Origin of the sequence: Pseudomonas fluorescens Q2-87 (genome assembly GCF_000281895.1) — a bacterium.
Lineage (GTDB): Bacteria > Pseudomonadota > Gammaproteobacteria > Pseudomonadales > Pseudomonadaceae > Aquipseudomonas > Aquipseudomonas fluorescens_S.
The window spans coordinates 3,556,906-3,573,772 of record NZ_CM001558.1; the positions used below are offsets into that span (position 1 = coordinate 3,556,906).

The following is a 16,867-nucleotide window of genomic DNA, read 5'->3' on the forward strand; positions in this document are numbered from 1 at the left end:
GCAATCCGTCTGGACCTTCCCTTCACTGCGGGGTTACTGACTCAACCAGGAGGACGCGCGATGTTCGCGTATTGCTCCAACAGCCGAGCCAAGTCTTGATAAGAGATCGATAAATGATGAGCCCCTAACCTGCTCATCGACTTAGAGGTGCGCCGTGCCTGGGCGGCGCTGATCGCTGGGGCATGGGCGTACCGAGCAATCCGCCGGGCTCCGGTTTGCGCGCATCGAGCAATCGGAGATTCAGGATCAATACAGCTGGCTTTACGCTGTAGCCGGTTCAATTGCTTACTCAGCTGCAGCGACAAGTAGCCTGCGTGGTAAGCATCCGGGTGATTGGCGCCAAGCAAACCCTTCAACGCAACTAGCCGGTGTTGTTGTTTCGCTTGCCATTTGGGGTGATCGATATTGCTTGCGTGGCGAAGTAGCCGGAGTGTGTTCTTGTGCAATGAAAGTTTCAGAGCCTGAATATGTTTCGCTCGATCTTTCGGCAATATCTGGAACGCCAACAGGCAGATAAGCATCGCAACGATCCAAGCCAGCGCCTGGTTCGCGAAATCGACGAAATCGTATAAGGCGGTACCGCCAGTGCTCACCAATGTATTGAACCCGATCAGGTAGGCAATACCTTGCAGGGCGTGGCGAGGTTGGCTCGTTGCATGGATCCCGAATGACCAGAACGTAGCCAGCAGCAGGAATAACAGAGGGAAACCGTTGATCTGGGGCATCAGCAGGAATTTGCACAGCGCTGCCGCCAGAATGGCGTAGAGCGTTCCCCGTATGAAGCTGGCAATGCCTTGGGCAGGCGCGGGAGCCATCGCGACCAATGTGCAGCACGGGCCCATGACCGCCAACAGCGCCGGCCCTTGATCCCAACCACTGAGATACCAGACCGCACCAGCCGCCAAAGTGGCAAGCAGCGCCCGGAAGCCGTTGCGCGCCGCATCGCCGAAATTGCGGTGATACCCCACGGCGCGCACCTGCTCCCGGCGAGCGTGGTCGAGACTGGAGAAGTTCAGCAAGGCCTCGCCCAGGTCCTTCAGTTGTTCGTCCAACCGTTCGCTGGGCAACCGCGAGCACGGGTTCGAGTCAGCGAGATCGTCCACCAGGCTATGGAGTTGCCCGATCGTATCGGCAGCGGCAAGGAAGTCGCAGCGGGCGTCGACCATCCGTTCACTCAGTTGCCGCAACGCCGTGCTTATTTGAGCGAGTAACGTGGGGTCTATTCCAGGGTCTGGGTCGTCGCCATGCACATCGAGCACAGCGGACTGCAAATGTGCCAGGCCTGCCTGAATCGCCAGTTGCCGGGAGCGAATCAGTGACGACTCCCCCCGGGCGAGTCCCAGTTGGTCGTCCACCTTGCCGATATCCATAGCGAGCTGATGACGCAGCGTCGCCAGCGCCACGGGCTGCTCGCCAGACAGTCTCGCGGCGAGCAGCCGAGCACTGCGGCCCCAGACGTCCGCCAGCGAGCTTCGAACCTTCTGCTCCATGGTCTTGGCACTGAACAGCGTGACCACCAGGCTCAAGCTAAGGACCCCGAGCGCCACCGCCGTGCCTCGGGTGATGATGTGGTCGAACCCTTGTTCGGGCGCGACGATGGCAGGACCCAACGCCAGGCACACCGTATAGCCCGCCACCACTGCCGCCGTGGCTTGGTAATGGCGCAGGACGCTCATCGCGCCTACGCACAGGCCCAGCCACATACCGATGCCCACTATGAACAACACCATCTGCTGAGCGAACAACCCTGTCAGCACGAAGGCCGCAACCATGCCGACCAAGGTACCGAGCATGCGGTAGAAGCCCTTGCCCAGAACCGCCCCTTGGATCGGCTGAACCAGCAGCAGCACGGTGGATGCCCCCGAAAACGGCGATTCCAGATGCAATTGGAAGCCGAGCCACAGCGCCAGGCCCGCCGCCAGGATACTGCGCAGTACGTAGGAGAGAGTGGCGGGCGTCCAGGGCCAGGGGATCGCCGCGAAAAAGCGTGTCGCCAGAGGAGTCATCACATGAACGCCTGTAGCCATTGGGTGAGTCGCCAGCGCGGGGCGGCGTTCGACTGCGTCACTTCGACACTGGCGGTCATGCCCGCCGCCAACTCCACCCCGTCCGGTACCCTGTCCAACTCGATGCGCACGGGTACACGCTGTGCCAACCGAATCCAACTGAAGGTCGGGCTCACCCGGGGCAAACCGTTGTCGTCGCGCAATTCATTGGCATCGGCAATCCCCCTGCCCATGCTTGCGACATGTCCCTCCAGTAGCGGGGCAAACCCCATCAGCTTGATCGACACTGGCGCGCCGATGCGCACACTCGGCAGCTTGGTCTCCTCGAAATAGCCCGTGATCCAGAAGCTATGAGCATCGACCACGAATAGATTGGTATTGCCAGCCTGCGCGTAGTCACCCACTTGCAGGCGTAGTTGAGTGACGTAGCCGTCCACCGGCGAACGAATAGCCGTGCGGTCCAAGTCGAGTTGGGCGTGGGCTAATTGGCTTCCTGCCGCATCCAGGCGCGCTTGGGCCACCGCCAAGTCTCGCGCTGCGTTGTCGATCTCTTCCCGGGCGATGGCGCCAGCCAACTGGGCTCGTCGCTTGAATTGGGCACTGCGCTGCTCGAACACACTGCGCGCCTCTGCAAACGCCGCCGCACGCTGCTGCTGCGTCAGTCGATAAGCTCGCGCATCGATGCGATACAGCAAGTCGCCCTTAGCCACCCATTGGTTGTCGCCGGCCAATAACTGATCGATCTGGCCGGAAACCTCCGGTGCAATACGGATGACTTGGGCGCTCACCCGGCCGTCCCGCGTCCAGGGCGCCAGGACATACGCACGCCAGAGTTGCAGGCAGAACACCAACGCCAGCAAGCCAAGTCCCAGGGTAAAGGTAAGTTTGAGGATTTTGACGACAGACATGGCCAGCCTCACTTAGCAATGGACGACCATCGTCGACACGACGATAAGCGAGACAAAAAAACGCGCCAACGCCGGGTGCCACACCCCGTCCAGCCAGCGGCGGGTCAGGCGCTCGATTAGCCTGTAGGCCGCAACCGATGCGCCCAGGTAGATCAACAAGGGGGGAAAGTAGAGGTTGGCAATGGAGATTTCGCTAAGCATGGCAAGCACCGGGATTCGGAGAGTTCTGGCATCCGCCGCTTACGGGAAGGGGCTTGTTGATGATGCTAAGCAACTATCAATGCTGCCGATATTGAGTACACTGCCAAAATATAATCAAATTCAGACAAACGCCGACGACATTCCATGGCCGAAATCCACCGTTTCCACGTCGATCAATTCGAGTACGACAACCTGCCGCAACCTGCCGTAGCGCTGATGCTGGAAACCCAGCGCAACGACAGTGAGTCCGCCGAACACAAACACCGCAAAGGGCAACTGGTCGTGGCTTGTTGCGGAGGCATTGTCTGTACGGTGGAAGATGGCGTCTGGATGGTGCCGTCAGGGTTCGGCGTCTGGATTCCGGGGGGCGTCGCCCATAGCAACCGCGTCACTGCCAACGGGCAAGTCTGTTTCTTGTTCGTGGAGCCCGGCGCCGCGTCGCTGCCGGATCGCTGCTGTACCCTGGCCCTATCGCTACTGATCCTGGCACTCATCCTTCACCTGAGTGACCAAGCCCAGGATTACCCAGCCAATTCGCGCACTGCACGGCTGGCCAACGTGCTGCTCGAAGAACTTGAACTCGCGCCCACGGAACAGCTTTACCTGCCGTTGCCTGCCTCGAACCAGCTTCGCACCATCGCCCGGGCGCTGGCGCAAGAGCCCTCCAACCGCGCCACCATGGCAAGTTGGGCACGGCAGGTGGCCATGAGCGAACGCTCGCTGGCCCGCCTGATAAAAAGCGAAACCGGGCTTACCTTCGGTCAATGGCGCAAGCAATGGCAGATCATCGTCGCGTTGCAAAGCCTGGCCGAGGGGCACTCGGTGCAGAGGACGGCAGAGGCGCTCGGCTACGAGTCAGTCAGCTCGTTCATCACCATGTTTCGCAAGACTTTGGGCAACTCACCAGCACGCTATTTGCGCAATACCGCGTTAAGGCAATGAGCTGATGACAATGGTCAACGTCGCTATCGGGCCATGAGGCTTTGGGGAATTCATGGGCCTTGCGGTGAATAGCCACTCGTTTCCAGCCACATTTGAATGACGACAGGTTCTAGCGCCCCTCATTGCACGGGTTCACTGCTTCGGCGTGTCTGTCTACTGGCCCCTGGTGGTTGGCCATTGATGCGCTTGAATGCGCGGCTGAACGCCGCTTGTGACGTATAGCCCAAGCGTTGTGCGACGGCATCGATCGACAGGTTGTCCTGCGTCAGCCACTGGCTGGCGATCCGCATCCGCAACTCGGTGGCGTATCGCAATGGAGGCACGCCAATGGTGGCTTGAAAACGCTGCGCGAACACCGAGCGGGATACGTGGGATTCGGCTGCCAGCTCGGCCACCGTCCACTCGCGCCCGGGTTGGCGATGCAGGGCGAGGATAGAGCGTGCCAGCCGGGGGTCTCGCAGCGCCGCCATGAGACCTTGCGCGCTTTCGGAGCCACACTCGACCCAACCCCGTACGAACAAGGATGCAGCGACCTCCGCAAGCCGAGCCATGATCCCGGCATACCCGATGCGTCCTGCGCAGATCTCACGCTTGATTGAATCAAGTATCGATCCCAATCCTGGATAACTTTGTCCGCCGGTGTCTGCCACCATGACATCGGGCATCAACTTGCCCAACGCCCGCATGCCGCCAAGATCGAACTCCATGCAGCCATAGAACAGGATCGCACTGGGCGTGGAAAGTGTGCTCGGACAGGTGTTCACACCACTGACGGCCTCGCCTAAAGGGGCCGCATCAAGCTGGTCGATATGCTGGACCGTGGCATCCAGCGCTGATAGCAATTGGTGCCCATGACCTTGCGGCACCAATACCGCGTCACCTGCCGATAGGTGATGGATCGCGCCCTCTCCGGTACGCAGGATGGCCGTACCCACCGCCAGATAATGAAAGTAGGCATGCGCTGATTTGTGTTCAAAACCCAAGCCAAAGCTCGGACCCGTTTGCACACGGCGGTACTGAACGCCACGCAGCCGCATACCCGCCAGCAGTTCGCTAATCAGCTCAGACGACAGCGCAAATTGTCCAGCTTCAGTCATATTAGGCGTTTCGATCAAAACACTAGGACTTTGCATCATAGATCATCCTGAATCTCAACTCTAGACTGCGGGTCACGATCACTTCCCAAGGATTCTTGAGATGAGTAGCAATGTGCTTGATGCTGCACCTGACAGCGTTGCCGGGGTAGAGCCGGCATCCCCGGCTTGGACAGCGGTTTTCTCTTTGGCAATGGGTGTCTTTGGGCTACTGACGGCTGAGTACCTTCCGGCGAGTTTGCTAACACCGATGGCCTCGGACTTGGGTGTGTCCGAAGCGATGGCCGGCCAGGCCGTGACCGTCACCGCCGTGGTTGCATTGTTTGCCGGACTCTTGGTGCCAGGTCTTACCCGCAAGCTTGACCGCCGCACCGTCTTGCTAGGTTTCTCCGCGCTCATGATTGCATCCAACCTGCTGGTTGCCCTGTCATCGAGTCTGACGGTCCTGTTGTTGATGCGGGTGCTGCTTGGCATTGCTTTGGGTGGGTTCTGGAGCATGGCGGCTGCCGTGGCCATGCGGCTGGTACCGGCCAAATTTGTGCCGCGCGCGCTGTCCATTATCTTTAGCGGTATCGCCGTGGGAACCGTGGTCTCCGTTCCGCTGGGCAGCTACTTGGGCGGTCTCTTCGGCTGGCGCAGTGCCTTTTATGCGGCAGCCGCGGTGGGCGTGCTGACGCTGCTCTTCCAATGGTTCACCCTACCCCGCATGACGCCTCGGAAAATGGCACGCACAGCCTCCGTGCTGGAACTGCTCCGCCGGCCTGGCATTGCCATCGGCATGTTCGGATGCGTGCTCGCGCACACAGGTCAATACGCACTGTTCACCTACATCCGTCCCGCACTTGAAAGCGTCGTGCGCATCGACACCGATGGCCTGGCTTTAATGCTATTGGGCTTTGGCGTCGCCAATTTCGTCGGCACACTCGTGGCGGGTTGGCTGATGGAGCGTAGCTTGCGCCTGACATTGATCCTTATGCCTGCCTTGGTAGCCGTGGCGGCGTTTGCGATGATCTCGCTTCCGCTCCAGACGCCGGGACTGGCACTAGCAGTCGCCCTCTGGGGCCTGGCTTTCGGCGGAGTGCCGGTTGCCTGGTCAAATTGGGTGGCACGCGCGGTTCCGGATCAAGCCGAAACCGCGGGCGGTATGGTCGTCGCCGCGGTGCAGTCGTCTATCGCCATGGGGGCTGCACTCGGTGGGTTGGTCTTCGGCTTTGGCGGTGTAATGGGCGTCTTCATCGTCGCAGGCGCAGTGATGCTGCTGGCGGCTCTGATGATTGCTCTTTGTGTTCGGGTGGAATTGCCGAAGCATGATGATGTAGCCGGTCAGGATTTGGGATTCTTGACGTAACGCATGACGACGAAACAGGCGATCATCAACCTCCGCAACGCAATTGGCGCGACGCTGGGCGCAGCGGTGATTTTGGCCTGGCGGTCCAGAGCGATTGCAGATGCGCTCGTGTGATGGTCGTTACGGCTACGCGCCATAGCAGACCATCATGATTGTTGTTTGGGGGCCTTCAGCCGGTCAGCTTACGGCGCCAAGGGCTCCAGCCATCCGCTTTTCCACTTCATCACGAGTCGCCTCCCAGGCGGGCACGGTCTCGAGCAGACGCTGCTGCCAAGCGACCAGATTCGGGAATTCTTCGAACGGCGCGCCAGTGCGTCGGTACTGCGAAAACGGTGCTGCAATATCAATGTCTGCCAGGGTCAACGCGTCACCGACCATGAATGTTCGGGCCGCCAGATGTGATTCCAGCACTTGTGCGGCGTTGCGAATACTGGTCATCGCCAACTGGACGATCGCGTCGCTCTTTGGCTTGCCCATGAACGTCGCCCCCGCCCATTCATTGAAGAGAAGCGTGGAAAATATCCGCCATTGCTCACCCGACCAGAACATCCATTGCAGGACCTCCCGCTTCTCTGCCTGAGTCCGTCCAAGCAGGTTGGAGTCTGTTTTCTCGGCAAGGTACAGGTTGATGGCTGACGCTTCCCATATGACGGTATCACCGTCCTGGAGTACGGGTGTGAGCCCGTGCGGATTCAACGTCAGAAACTCAGGGGTATGGCTTTCACCCTTGAACAAGTCGACATGCATACGTTCGACATCGACGCCCATGATTGCTGCCGCAGCGGTGACGCGACGAAGGCTACCCGAGCCTGGATCGCCGTAGATTTTGATGGACATTGTTTCCTCACATATCGGTTCTGGTAAGTGACGAGAACAGGCTAAATCTTTTCGCCAGATAAAATTATACTGTCGTTCGGCAGAACACTTATTTGGAATACAAATGACTGATCGTTGGATGGAAGTCGAAGTTTTCACCCGGGTAGCGGAGTCGGGAAGCTTCTCCCGTGCGGCCCAGGAACTTGGTCTTTCACAGCCGTCGACCTCCCGCATCGTCACCGGATTGGAAAACCGTCTGGGCGTGAAGCTCTTGCTGCGCACGACGCGCAACGTGGCACTCACGGAAGCAGGCGCGGAATTTCTGGAACGGGCTCGCCAAGCGGCTGCGGACTTGGAGGACGCTGAAGATGCGGCGCGAGGAATTGATTCCCTGCGTGGCACCCTCCGCCTTGCGGTACCCATTGTGTACGGCACCCTGGCGGTCATTCCCGCCTTGCCCGGGTTTCTCGAGCGTTACCCTGATCTGCGAGTCGAAATCACCATGCGAGATGAGCGCCAGAACCTGGTGGCGGCTGGAGTAGACATGGCAATCCGGATGGGCACGCTTGAAGACTCCACGTTCGGAGCCCGGCAAATTGCGTCAGTGGCGCGAATGTTGGTGGCGTCGCCTGCATACCTCGCCAGGAAAGGGGTGCCGAAAGTGCCTGAAGAACTGGCGTCTCACGACGCACTTCTGCACGAACAAAGCTTTCCAGAGAAAAGCGCATTGAAACTGTTCAAGGCTGGCACGGAGCAAGTCGTGACGTTGCGGGGAAGGGTCAAGATCGATGCAGCGCCAGGCATTCTGGCGGCTGCAACGGCCGGTCTGGGTATCGCCAATGTGACCACTATCATGTCAGCACAAGGACTACACGACGGCAGCCTCGTTCAACTGCTGCCCGACTATGAGCTGGAGCCATTGAAGGCATTTGCCGTATTTCCGTCGGGCCCCAAGCCTTCGGCCAAGGTGCGGGCACTGGTAGCCCACCTTATCGCGGTATTAGGCGCCTAGCGTACTGAGTTTCAACTCCCAGGAGGAACTGGGATTGAAAGCGGCTAGCCTGGGTTTTGACATACCCTGGCCAAAAGGCGCTATACCCGCAGATCGATGTGTTCCTGAAAACCATTTTTCAGGCAGGGTCTGCTTTGCCCGCCTTTTTTGCTTCATCAAAGGCACGCCGCGCATCGATGATAAGGGGCCAGTGCTCCCTGATCCAACCCGTGAAACCTTCCAGCGCTGGCAACAGGTCCCGGCCCATGTCGGTCAGCTCGTACTCGACGCGAGGTGGCACTTCTGCAAAGCAGTGACGGATGAGAAAACCGTCCCGCTCGAGGTTTCTGAGCGTCACCGTCAACATTCGCTGGGTGATGCCTTCGATACCGTTGCGGATCGCCGAGAACCGCAGCCGGTGGCCAGGAACGATCGCCAGCAGCAACAACGTAAGGATCGTCCATTTGTCGCCAAGCCGGGTTAGCACGTCGTGTGGCGCGCACGGCTTGAGGCGTGGCCCTAGCGCCGTTTCCTCGTAATTGCGACCGTGCAAGGTGCTGGCCATTAGTACCCTCCGTGTGCCCTGGGCACAGAATTGTGCCGTCTAGCGAATGCGATTTTGACAGTATACATTCGTAACCATCAGGTCTAGAGAGGGTTGGAAATTATGCTGCTTTACCAGTTTCGCAAGGGTACCAATCCCCGCCGCGTCATCATTTACCTGGCAGAAAAAGGTATTGATATCCCACGCTACGAGCTTGATTACGAGAACGGCGAACATCGCACTGCCCGTTACCTCAATATCAACCCAGCGGGCCGGGCCCCGACCTTGGTCACCGATTCTGGACTCGCCATTACAGACTCAGGGGCAATCGTCGAGTATCTGGAGGAGCTTCATCCCGACCACCCAATGATCGGCACCGACCCGCTGACACGGGCCCGGGTGCGGTCGCTTGAACGGCTCGGCAGTGAGTTGGTAGCACGCGGCCAGTTGTGGCTATGGAATCGGACTGGCGCCTTCCCCGCAAAGGAGAGCGCGCCCTCCCCGGAGATGGCTGAGCGCATGCATCGTTATGTGACGGAACTGCTCGATGTGCTGGAAAAAGAGATCGGCGACCAGTCTTTTCTCGCCGGTCCGGAGCCAACGATCGCGGACTGTACGACGTTCACCATTTTCCAGACCGCCCGTGAGCGGTTCGACCTGCCGTTGGGTAATGAACATCCCCGTCTCGACGCCTGGTACGCACGCTTCAGGGCTCGTCCTAGCGCAGCGTATTAATCACCCTTGATTCGAATCAGCTCTCTGGAGTTTTCATGGCACGACCGTATCAATCTGGCCGCCTGACGTTCGCGGTGTTGGTGTTCATCGCTGTCTATCCGCTGGTGACAGCGTTGAGTTATCTGATGCAGGCGGCGGCCGCCCACTGGCCAATTTGGCAGCGACACCTGGTGGTCGTGCCGATCGTCGTGCTCGCAATGGTGTTTGCGATCATTCCGGCTATTCAGGCGCTGCTGGTCCGCTTAAAAAATGCGAAATCTTTGTAAAGCTGAAGGACTCGCACCGCGCCAGCAAAGCCGCCCTCCTCGGCCTGACCAAAAGCCAAACTCAGAGCGACAGCGCCATGAAATACTTCTGTAGAAATTCGACGCACGCTCGCAGCTTGGCGGAATGGGCCAGCCGTGTGGGATAGACGGCCCAGACATTGGCATTCTGATGGTAGTCGGGCAACAGCTGCACCAGTTTTCCCTGTTCCAGCAGGGGCTTCGCATCCCACATCGAGCGTAGCAATATGCCCCGACCGTCCAGCGCCCATTGCAGGACGATCTCCCCACTGTTAGATGAAAGAGGGCCTTTCACTTTGACACTTCGCTGAGCGCCTTCGTGTTCCAGCACCCATAAGCCAAAGGCATTGTCGCGTTCCTTGAGGACCAGGCAGTCGTGCAGTTCCAGGTCGCTGAGCTGCTGGGGAATCCCCCGGCGCTCAAGGTAGCTTGGCGCCGCGCATAATATGCGTCGGTTACGGACCAACTGGCGCCCGATGTGCTGCTTGGGAATATCATCACCCACGCGGATTTCCAGGTCGAACCCTTCGCTAACGATGTCCACCACACGATCAAACAGGTCCAAGCGTATTTCCAACTCGGGATAGCGCTCGGCGAGCATTGAAAGCGCCGGGGCCACATGGTTTCGACCGAAACCGAAGCTGCTGCACATGTGTAATCGACCGCGGGGAATTTCATGGGCATCAACCAGCTCGTCGGCCATGTGCTGGAAGTCTTCCAGAATGCGTATTGCCCAAGCTCTCACACGCTCACCGTCTTCGGTCAAGGTCACTCGGCGGCTAGTGCGGTGCAGCAGGCGAGTGCCCAGCGTGCTTTCGAGAATCTGGATGCGCTTGCTCACGTAGGCTGCCGACAATCCCAGATCATCGGCGGCGGTGGCAAAACCGGACTTGCGAATCACCGTGAGGAACACTCGTAGATCTTCGGGAAGAGGCGTCGAACCTTTGATATTGATCATTAGCGAAAGAGGTCGGTGTGTGGTCAGTCAGGATAACACTGCATGAACGGGCCCTATCCACCGTTCGCTCATGATTGTCACTCTGCTGCCGCTGGCTTCGGCCGACCGATCATCGACTGCTTTCCACTCTTTATTGCAACTGGCGCCAGCTGGGTGCGGTCTAGCTGGCCTTCCCAGGCGGCCACTACCAGGGTTGCCACGGCATTGCCGATGATGTTGGTCAACGAGCGGCACTCAGCCATGAAACGGTCCACGCCCAAAATCAACACCATCGCCGCCACGGGCACCGTGGGCACCACAGCCAGGCTGGCGGCTAAAGCTACAAAGCCTGCGCCGACCACCGCACCTGCCCCTTTGGACGTCAGCATCGCCACGGCCAACAGGGTGAACTGTTGCTCCAGTGTCAATTCGATATTGGTGGCTTGGGCCAAAAACAGCACGGCCAACGTCATATAAATATTGGTGCCGTCCAGGTTGAAGGTGTAGCCGGTCGGTACCACGATACCCACGACCCCCTTCGAGGCCCCCAAGCTTTCCAGCTTCTGGATCAGTTGCGGCAAGGCCGACTCCGAGGAACTGGTTCCCAGCACGATCATCAGCTCGGCCTTGATATAGCTGAGGAGCTTGAAAATGTTAACGCCGGCGTAACGTGCAATACCGCCTAGAACCACGACGACAAAAAACAGGCCGGTGACGTAGAAAGTCCCTACTAACTTGAGCAGAGGCAGCAATGAACCCAGGCCATACTTGCCGATAGTGAACGCAATGGCGCCAAAGGCCCCAATAGGAGCTACACGGCTGATCATGCCCACGATCCGGAAGAAAACCTCACTGGCTTGGTTTACCAGGCCTGCGAGTGGACGCGCCTTTTCACCGACAATCACCAGGCCAACACCGAACAGGATCGACACAAATAACACCGGCAATATCTCGCCCTTGGAGAACGCATCAAAAAAGGTCGAGGGGATCACATGCAGAAGAAAGCCAACGATGCCTTCGCCATGTTCGGCCTGGCCAACAAAACCGGCGATTGCCGAGCTGTCGAGCGTCTTGACATCGATGTTGAAGCCCGCGCCAGGACGCATCAGATGCGCTGCGAGCAACCCGAGCACTAGCGCGATGGAAGACACCACTTCAAAGTACAACAGTGCCTTGCCACCGACCCGGCCCACCTGCTTGACGTCATGCATGCTGGTGATTCCCGAGACCACGGTGCAAAAGATAATTGGCCCGATGATCATCTTGATCAGCTTGATAAAGCCGTCACCCAACGGCTTCAAGTCGACGCCAAGCGACGGCCAGTAGTTACCGATCAATATGCCCAGGCAGATGGCGATGACGACTTGTACATAGAGTGTTCCCAGCAGCTTTTTGATTGTCATTGTTATTATCCCCAAGCTTTTTCGGGTCGAGACCAGGCGCTCGCAGGCAACGATGTGCCTGCGATTCGATGCCTGTCGATTCAGGGTTAGAGCAGGTCTGCGAAGAAGTCCTGCACGGCTTCGAGCAGAAGTTCAGGCGCTTGCTCTGCGAGGTAGTGGCCGGCTGGCAGCGCTGTGCCGCGAACATCGGTGGCGACCTTTTGCCATTCCTTCAAGGGATCGAAGCAACGGCCGACTGTGCCCTCGGCTCCCCACAGGGCGAGCAGCGGCATGTCGAGACGATGCCCGGCTGTGAGATCAGCTCGGTCGTGCTCCAGATCGAGACTTGCAGCTGCGCGGTAATCTTCACAAATGCCTCGGGCGCTACCGGGCAGTTGCAAGCAACGCAGATACTCGGCGAATGCCTCCTCGGTAAACGGTGTGAGGCCCGCGCTGCGGCTACCCATCACACTGCGCAGGTACTGCTCGGGATTGGCCTCGATGAGGCTTTCGGGCAGCGGCGCCGGTCGAATAAGAAAGAACCAATGCCAGTACGCACGCGCGAAGGCCTCATCGGTTTGCGCGTACATCGCCAGCGTTGGCGCAATGTCCAGCAGCGCCATGCGCTGCACCGCGTGCGGATGGTCCAAGGCCAAGCGATGGGCGACGCGTGCGCCCCGGTCGTGGGCCAGCACGCTGAAGCGGTCGAAGCCAAGAGACCCCATCAGTTCGATGTTATCCATGGCCATCGTTCGCTTGGAGTAATTGCGGTGCTCGGCATCGGCAGGGGGCCGGCTGCTGTCGCCATAGCCACGAAGGTCGGCAGCGACCACGGTGAAATGCTCCGCCAGCCGAGGGGCAACCTTGTGCCAGATAACGTGGGTCTGAGGGTGTCCGTGCAAGAGCAGGAGCCCCGGCCCCGTGCCACCCATGCGATAGCTTATGTCCACACCGTTGACATGACGTTTTTGTTTTTGGAATCCGGCGAACATGATTCGACTCCTTGAGGAATAGCTTGAATCCTGAGATCAACCGGCCTGTGGAGCAATAGTCCAAGCGTGTAGAGAACGTTCATGAAGTGTGTTGCAGCTCGCAGGTAGCCATGAGCTTGCTCACTTCGCTCGCGGCATAGCGCCCTCCTCCAACAGCGGCTATCTTAAGCCCTGACGGCCGTGGCTCGTCGCACCTATAACAAGAACGCCGTGCCCGCCCTCGCAAGCGGCACGCTACACGGAGCCTTCCATGACTCGGCATAGCGCGCAGCCCCACCCGAGCGAACTCGCTGCCTTCGTCAACGAGCATTTCCCTGAGCGGCGAATCAGTCCGGACCGGATGATTGCCCAATCCTGGTATCGCAGCGTCATAAAACATCGACTCGACCCCTCCTCGGCCGCCCGCCTGGACATTCTTTGTGCTGAAGATATCCGCCAACATCAGCAACGACACCAGCAGTATCTGGATATTGCCAGCCAGGGCGTCAGTGGCTTGGCTCGGCGCGTGGTACCGGCTGGCTTCGCGGTGTTGCTCAGCGACGAACAGGGCATCACCCTCGATGCCCGTCTGCCAGACCAGCATGCGCCGTATGTCCGCTCGGGTTTGGTGGTCGGCGCTCGCTGGGACGAGTCCATCGCCGGTACCAACGGCATCGGCACCACATTGGCAGCGGCCGAGCCCTTGATCATCCATCGCGAGGAGCACTTCCTCACCTCCAATGCCCGCTTGAGCTGTTCCGTTGCGCCGATCTTCAACCCCCAGGGCCTGTTGCAGGGTTGCTTGAACGCGACTTGCCTGAACAGCGATGGGCCCAAGCAAAGCCAGTACCTGACCCTGCAACTGGTGATCCTGTATGCCCGCTTGATCGAGAACGCACACTTTCGCCAGAGCTACCGGGATCGACTGACCCTCTCGCTCAAGCCCATTGATGAGATTGCCGACCTCGCCAACGAGCAGCTATTGGCGCTGGACGACCATGGTCGGGTGATCGGTGCCAATCACGCAGCCTTTGTGGTCCATGACCGAGCCGGTAGCCCGAACCTGCTGGGCGGCCATATCGACCAATTGCTGCCCATGGGCGTCGACGAGTTACTGAGCCTGACCAATGGCGGCGCCCGCAGCCTGCGCCTGCGCGCTCGGCAGGACGAAGCGCTGCTGGACGTTGGCCTGCGCATCCCTTCGAGCCATCACCGCCTGGCGTCCGCACCGGCCAAGGCGCTGCGGCCCCGTCATCCCGATCTGGAACAACTGGCCGGGGATGACCCAACGCTACAACAAGCCGTGCGGCGCTTGCGCAAGGTGATCGACAAAGATATCGCCATCCTCATTACCGGTGAGACTGGCACTGGCAAAGAGGCCTTTGCACGGGCCATTCACCAAGCCAGTGCGCGCCAGGACGGGCCCTTCGTCGCGCTCAACTGCGCGGCCATTCCTGAGAGCCTGATCGAGAGCGAACTGTTCGGCTACCGTGGCGGTAGTTTTACCGGTGCCGAGAAAAAAGGCATGAAGGGCAAGCTGGAACTGGCCAATGGCGGCACGCTGTTTCTCGATGAGATCGGCGATATGCCGGCCCATCTGCAAACCCGTCTGCTGCGCGTACTGGCCGAGCGGGAGATCTCCCCCATCGGTGCCCCAACGCCGGTGGCGCTGGATATTCAGGTGATTTGCGCAACGCACCAGGATCTGCAAGGCATGCTGCGCGACAAGCATTTCCGTGAGGACTTGTTCTATCGCCTCAACGGCATGAACCTCAGCCTGCCGCCCCTGCGCGAGCGCAGTGACCGTGCACAACTGATCCAGCAGCTGCTCGACAGCCAACTCGAAGCCAGGGGTCTGCAGCTCACCGCCCAGGCCCGCCAATGCCTGCTGGACGCACCCTGGCCCGGCAATATCCGCCAACTGATCAATGCCCTGCGCTACGCGGTGGCACTGGCCGAAGACGGCGCCATCGATCTCGACTGCCTCCCCGCCGACCTACTGCTGAGCAACGCACATGCTCAGCCGGCTAGCCAGCTGGCGAGCAGCGAGCCCCCAGCGTCGAGTCTGCTGGCGATCTTGCGCCGACATCGGTGGAATATCAGTGCGGCCGCCGCAGAGTTGGGGGTCGCTCGCTCGACGCTCTATCGACAGATGAAAAAGCAGCGGTTGGTGCAACCCAACGACCGTCTTTAACCCCAGATAAAAAAACGCCCAGAGCGTAATCCGGCCTGGGCGTTTTTCATCGTGGTAGAGCTGTCACGCCTGGATATACACCACGTGGGTATGGGTGTATTCGTACAACCCGTGCTTGCCATCGGCACCGCCAATGCCCGACTTGCGCGTGCCGGCATGGAAGCCCTGCATGGCTTCGAAGTTCTCGCGGTTGATATAGGTCTCACCGAAATCCAGCGAGCGGGTTGCCTGCATGGCCGCGCTGAGACTCGCGGTGTAGATCGATGAGGTCAGGCCGTATTCGCTGTCATTGGACAACGCAATCGCCTCGTCGAGGTCATCGACAATCTGGATTGGCAGCACCGGGCCAAAAATCTCCTTGCGCATGATCTCCATGTCGGCGGAACACCCGGCCAACACCGTTGGCTGATAGTGAAACCCTTGGCCCAGATCGGCCACCGCACCGCCAGTAATCACCTGCGCGCCCTGCCCGCTCGCGGTCCGGACCATTTGCGCCACCTTGTCGAGCGCCGCGCGATTGATCAGCGGGCCCATGTCCAAGCCATTTTCGGCCAACGGATCACCATAACGAGTGCCAGCCATGGCCGCCGCAATACGCTCGATAAACGCATCGGCCACCTTGCGCTCGACGTACACGCGTTCGGCGCAGTTGCACACTTGCCCGGTATTGATCACCCGCGAGGCGGTAATCGCCCTGACTGCAAGATCCAGATCTGCGTCAGCCAGCACAATGGCAGGCGCCTTACCGCCCAATTCCAGATTGAGCTTGGTGATATTCGGCGCTGCGGCGGCCATGATTCGCGAGCCGGTGCCGACGCTGCCGGTGAAGCTGATCAGGTCGATGCCCGGATGACTGGTCAGCGCATTGCCGACCGTCGCGCCGGTGCCGCAGACCACATTGAACACCCCCGCCGGTAGATCGGTTTCGGCCACCAGGCGGGCGAACTCGAAGCAGTTGATCGGCGTTTCTTCGCTCGGCTTGATCACGATGGTATTGCCGGTCAGAAGCGCCGGCGCCATCTTGCGGGCGATCAGGAAGAACGGAAAATTCCAGGGCAGAATCCCGGCGACCACGCCGAGGGGTTTACGCAGCAAAAAGATGCTTTCACCGGGCCGGTCGCTGCTCAGCACTTCGCCTTCCAGGCGCCGTGCCCATTCGGCCATATAGTCGAGGTAGTCGGCCGTGAAGTTCACCTCGACCCGCGCCAGTTCCAGGACTTTGCCCTGCTCAGCGGTAATGATCCGAGCCAGGCGTTCGCCGTGCTCGCGTATCTTGCTGGCGATTTTGCGCAGATAGCCCGCACGTTCAATAGCCGGCCGGGCGGCCCAGGCCTTCTGTGCCTGACGCGCCGCGGCAATGGCCCGCTCGACTTCAGCGCTGCTGCCCTGGGGCACATGCGCCAGTAATTGGCCGTTGGCCGGGTTATGCACCTCAAGATGCTCGTCGCTGGCGACAAAGGCATTGGCGATGTAGTTCTGGTAGATGGCGTGACTCATATCCGCGTCTCTCCTGT

16 protein-coding genes are annotated in these 16,867 nt (G+C 59.6%); 6 read left to right on the forward strand and 10 right to left on the reverse strand.

All coding sequences use genetic code 11. The features are described 5' to 3' along the window. Positions 1-41: 41 nt before the first annotated feature. The 3 genes from PFLQ2_RS12035 to PFLQ2_RS12025 are packed head-to-tail and all read right to left on the reverse strand — an operon-like array spanning position 42 to position 3,115. Complete coding sequence (locus tag PFLQ2_RS12035) at positions 42-2,006, reverse strand: FUSC family protein (RefSeq protein WP_003182538.1); 1,965 nt, start codon at positions 2,004-2,006, stop codon at positions 42-44. Further along, positions 2,006-2,914 (reverse strand): efflux RND transporter periplasmic adaptor subunit, encoded by a 909-nt coding sequence (locus PFLQ2_RS12030; RefSeq protein ID WP_003182540.1) that lies wholly within the window; start codon positions 2,912-2,914, stop codon positions 2,006-2,008. Before PFLQ2_RS12030 ends, PFLQ2_RS12035 begins: the two co-directional genes overlap by 1 nt. 12 nt (positions 2,915-2,926) lie before the next feature. Then, complete coding sequence (locus PFLQ2_RS12025; RefSeq protein WP_003182542.1) at positions 2,927-3,115, reverse strand: DUF1656 domain-containing protein; 189 nt, start codon at positions 3,113-3,115, stop codon at positions 2,927-2,929. A 144-nt stretch (positions 3,116-3,259) separates the two neighbouring features. Between PFLQ2_RS12025 and PFLQ2_RS12020 the strand changes: the two genes are divergently transcribed. After that, positions 3,260-4,057 (forward strand): helix-turn-helix domain-containing protein, encoded by a 798-nt coding sequence (locus PFLQ2_RS12020; protein ID WP_003182545.1) that lies wholly within the window; start codon positions 3,260-3,262, stop codon positions 4,055-4,057. 119 nt (positions 4,058-4,176) lie between these two features. Here the strand turns inward: PFLQ2_RS12020 and PFLQ2_RS12015 are convergent, their stop codons facing one another. Beyond that, positions 4,177-5,190, reverse strand: a complete 1,014-nt coding sequence (locus PFLQ2_RS12015; RefSeq protein WP_430452979.1) for a cupin domain-containing protein — start codon at positions 5,188-5,190, stop codon at positions 4,177-4,179. A 64-nt stretch (positions 5,191-5,254) separates the two neighbouring features. Between PFLQ2_RS12015 and PFLQ2_RS12010 the strand changes: the two genes are divergently transcribed. After that, positions 5,255-6,499 carry an MFS transporter gene (locus tag PFLQ2_RS12010; protein WP_003182548.1) on the forward strand — a complete coding sequence of 415 codons (1,245 nt, stop codon included), beginning with the start codon at positions 5,255-5,257 and terminating at the stop codon, positions 6,497-6,499. A 177-nt stretch (positions 6,500-6,676) separates the two neighbouring features. On the opposite strand, the gene PFLQ2_RS12005 is transcribed toward PFLQ2_RS12010, so the two are convergent. Continuing rightward, entirely contained in the window at positions 6,677-7,336 is a 660-nt protein-coding gene (locus PFLQ2_RS12005) for a glutathione S-transferase family protein (RefSeq protein ID WP_003182550.1), read from the reverse strand. A 103-nt stretch (positions 7,337-7,439) separates the two neighbouring features. Between PFLQ2_RS12005 and PFLQ2_RS12000 the strand changes: the two genes are divergently transcribed. Further along, positions 7,440-8,327 carry a LysR family transcriptional regulator gene (locus tag PFLQ2_RS12000; RefSeq protein WP_033046102.1) on the forward strand — a complete coding sequence of 296 codons (888 nt, stop codon included), beginning with the start codon at positions 7,440-7,442 and terminating at the stop codon, positions 8,325-8,327. Between the two features lie 118 nt (positions 8,328-8,445). Here PFLQ2_RS12000 and PFLQ2_RS11995 read toward each other — a convergent pair whose 3' ends face one another. Continuing rightward, a complete protein-coding gene (locus tag PFLQ2_RS11995; protein WP_003182554.1) occupies positions 8,446-8,871 on the reverse strand; it encodes a winged helix-turn-helix transcriptional regulator in 426 nt (141 codons plus the stop codon). A 102-nt stretch (positions 8,872-8,973) separates the two neighbouring features. On the opposite strand from PFLQ2_RS11995, the gene PFLQ2_RS11990 reads away from it, so the two are divergent. Both PFLQ2_RS11990 and PFLQ2_RS11985 read left to right on the forward strand, forming a co-directional pair. Beyond that, positions 8,974-9,585 carry a glutathione S-transferase family protein gene (locus PFLQ2_RS11990; RefSeq protein ID WP_003182556.1) on the forward strand — a complete coding sequence of 204 codons (612 nt, stop codon included), beginning with the start codon at positions 8,974-8,976 and terminating at the stop codon, positions 9,583-9,585. 35 nt (positions 9,586-9,620) lie between these two features. After that, complete coding sequence (locus tag PFLQ2_RS11985; protein WP_003182558.1) at positions 9,621-9,851, forward strand: hypothetical protein; 231 nt, start codon at positions 9,621-9,623, stop codon at positions 9,849-9,851. 61 nt (positions 9,852-9,912) lie between these two features. On the opposite strand, the gene PFLQ2_RS11980 is transcribed toward PFLQ2_RS11985, so the two are convergent. From PFLQ2_RS11980 to PFLQ2_RS11970, 3 genes are all read right to left on the reverse strand, one after another. Continuing rightward, complete coding sequence (locus PFLQ2_RS11980) at positions 9,913-10,827, reverse strand: LysR substrate-binding domain-containing protein (protein ID WP_003182560.1); 915 nt, start codon at positions 10,825-10,827, stop codon at positions 9,913-9,915. A gap of 77 nt (positions 10,828-10,904) precedes the next feature. Then, positions 10,905-12,209, reverse strand: coding sequence for a dicarboxylate/amino acid:cation symporter (locus tag PFLQ2_RS11975; RefSeq protein WP_003182562.1), 1,305 nt, complete (start codon positions 12,207-12,209; stop codon positions 10,905-10,907). An 86-nt stretch (positions 12,210-12,295) separates the two neighbouring features. Then, positions 12,296-13,180, reverse strand: a complete 885-nt coding sequence (locus PFLQ2_RS11970) for an alpha/beta fold hydrolase (RefSeq protein ID WP_003182563.1) — start codon at positions 13,178-13,180, stop codon at positions 12,296-12,298. A 250-nt stretch (positions 13,181-13,430) separates the two neighbouring features. Here PFLQ2_RS11970 and PFLQ2_RS11965 point away from each other — a divergent pair, with 250 nt between their 5' ends. Continuing rightward, positions 13,431-15,353, forward strand: a complete 1,923-nt coding sequence (locus PFLQ2_RS11965) for a sigma-54-dependent Fis family transcriptional regulator (protein ID WP_003182565.1) — start codon at positions 13,431-13,433, stop codon at positions 15,351-15,353. A 63-nt stretch (positions 15,354-15,416) separates the two neighbouring features. On the opposite strand, the gene aldA is transcribed toward PFLQ2_RS11965, so the two are convergent. Then, a complete protein-coding gene (gene aldA, locus PFLQ2_RS11960; protein ID WP_003182567.1) occupies positions 15,417-16,850 on the reverse strand; it encodes an aldehyde dehydrogenase in 1,434 nt (477 codons plus the stop codon). Positions 16,851-16,867: the final 17 nt, after the last annotated feature.